Here is a 2,478-nt window from a genome sequence, read left to right as displayed (position 1 = left end):
GCGCTTTCTCTACAGCGCGGCGCCGCTGACCCAGGCCAGACGGGACAGCTACCGGGCGCTGACGATGTACCGGGACAGCATGACCGCGGTGGACATTGTCCGCTTGGCTTCGCCCTCGCCGCCGCAACTGGACAATGTGCTCACGTACGCGGAGCTCGACCTCATCGCCGATTTTGCCGCAGCGGACAAGCCCGACCTTGCGCGCCAGCTGAAGGCCCAGGCCTTCTCCACCTACCTGCCACCGCAGCAGGCGCTGTTCGCCGAAATGATGCCGTCCGGTGGACGCAAGGCGCCACGTGGCGCCGCCATCGTGCTCGACGATGCGCTCGGCCTCGTCCAGGAACTCAACGCCTGGCGCAACGCCAGCAGCGAGCCACTGGAAGCCTTCATGGCGCGGGAGGACGGCGAGCAGCTCAGCAATCAGCGCAAGTTCACCATCGCCTTCGCCCTCGAGAACATCCGCCAGCTCGTGGAGGATGAAGCCGAGCAGAGCTACTACAAGGGCCAGGAAGGCATCGGCGTGCGCTACAGCGACCCCGAGTACCAGATGAGCAATCGGCATGCGGTCGCGCAGTCCTACCGTGGCTACCAGACGTTTCGCAACCCGGCGCATCAGCGTCAGGTGCAAGAGGCTGCCGCGAAGGCCAGCCGCAGCAAAAGCTGGGACAAGTACGCGAAGTACATCAACGACGACATGCGCCAGAGCTTTCTCCGGCGCTACCACGATGAAGTCGACAGGGCCGACGCCGCCAAGAATGCACGTGCTCCGGACCATCTGCGCTGGCTGCAAAGCGAACAGTTGCTTGTTGCGCTCGACGTGTTCGATCCCAACGACACGGAGCACGCCCTGCTGTTCGAAGACCAGATGGGCAAGGCCCTGGTCGGCATGAACGGCACGGCGGCCGGCGAGCAGTGGCTCGAACGCTGGCGTCAGGCGGGGGTGTCGCGGGAAAACCTGTTCTGGCGGTCACTGACGCAGAACCAGGAAGTCATCGAGGACGAGGTGGCCAGGCTCTTCGGTGATCAAGGCACCCTGGCGTTTCTCGACCCCGCGGCCCTGCAGACCCGGCTGAAGAAGTTGGCCGACCTCTACGACAAGAGCCACGCCTTGCTGGATTCGCTGGCGGACGCGACGGCAGGACCGCCGTCCAGCTACCTGGTCGGTGGTGCCCTGCTGGTCGATACCCTGGGCAACTCGCTGTTCCAGAGCAAGCTTGCCACGTTGGTGGACAAGCCGTTCAACAAGGCGGTCGCCGCCGCGATCCATGCACGGCTGGGACGCTTTGCCGAGCACTTCCAACTGGAGTTGCGTGACGGCAAAACACTGAGTCGGGGCACGAAGGCGCGCCTGGACCGGGCCATCGATCGCAGCTTTGACGAGGCCTTACGCGGAGGGACAAAGGGACCGATGGCGGAAGTGCGCCTGGGTCAAGTGCTGGTGTTCCTGGAGCTGTGGAACCTCTACAACAAGCTCGCGGTGGCCGACAAGAACAGCCGGGAATACGTCGAAGCGGTGGCGGCAGTGGTGGCGCTGACCGCTGCCGGCGTCGAACTGGGGGCGACGGCGGTGACATTGGCCGGGCGAAGCAGCAATGCGGCCGTGCAGCAAGGTGCCAAGGTGTTCAGCAGTGGCTTGCGGTTGACGGCGGGCATTTTGGCGGGAGCTGCCGCCGCGGTAGGGGCGTGGTATGACATCCAAGATGCTTACGAAAACTTTGAACTCGATAAGCACTCGATAGCGGGTTTCTATGCCCTACGCGCCGCTACCCAAGTAGGCGCAGCTTCGTTATCGACTTCAGTCGGCTTGGGACTTGCACACCCGCTTTTTGAATATCTTCTAAAGAAATACGGCAGCAAACCCATCGTTGGCACTTTAATAAAAAAAGGCGCGCAAATCTCTGGCTCCCTGGCCACGCGCATGGTGCCCATGCTTCGACTCTTCTTCGGGCTCAATCTGGTCATCTTGTCTTTGGTTCTGGTTGAAATCTTCGTGTTGCCTGATGCCTTGCAACGGTATCTGGACCATTGCACATTCCGCAAGAACCGTAGCAATGGCATTGCCGACACTGAAGAACGGGAAATTGAAATTCTGCAAAATGCCATTAGGAGCACACTCTGATGTATTTTCTGGAACGCGGCTTTCAATGGTCTAAAACCCTGAGCACTTACGAAGAAGACCGTGAAGCATACGAAAAGCAACAGCCTCAGCCGGGGCAAACGGAACTCCATGCTCCGGAAGGCGTGGGCGATTCTGTCTCCGAAAAAGTCTACGATAACAACTCCCTCTACTCCTACACCGAGCAATACATCGATCTTCGCACGCCGAGTGATGAGAAACGAGGCGTAATTACATTTTTCGCTGGCTGCTTCTATGGAATGCTTTTCTACGCATTCGCAATTTTTTCGAATGTATCCATTTCGAAATTCATCTCAGGCCGTCGACATGATGGCGAACTACTGACGGGCTCAGACTACTTC

General features: G+C 59.8%; 1 protein-coding gene and 1 pseudogene. Both read left to right on the top strand.

Annotated elements, in window-relative coordinates; translation table 11 throughout:
- Nucleotides 1-2,119: T6SS effector BTH_I2691 family protein (locus PMI38_RS13295; RefSeq protein WP_008094732.1), on the top strand; the 2,119-nt coding region annotated here is incomplete at its 5' end.
- Nucleotides 2,119-2,478: pseudogene (locus PMI38_RS13290) on the top strand (DUF6708 domain-containing protein); the annotation flags it as partial. The gene PMI38_RS13295 and the pseudogene PMI38_RS13290, both read left to right, overlap by 1 nt.

It is taken from the genome of Pseudomonas sp. GM84 (assembly GCF_000282535.1).
In the GTDB taxonomy this organism is placed as follows: domain Bacteria; phylum Pseudomonadota; class Gammaproteobacteria; order Pseudomonadales; family Pseudomonadaceae; genus Aquipseudomonas.
This window is presented reverse-complemented; position numbering and strand designations above follow the sequence as displayed.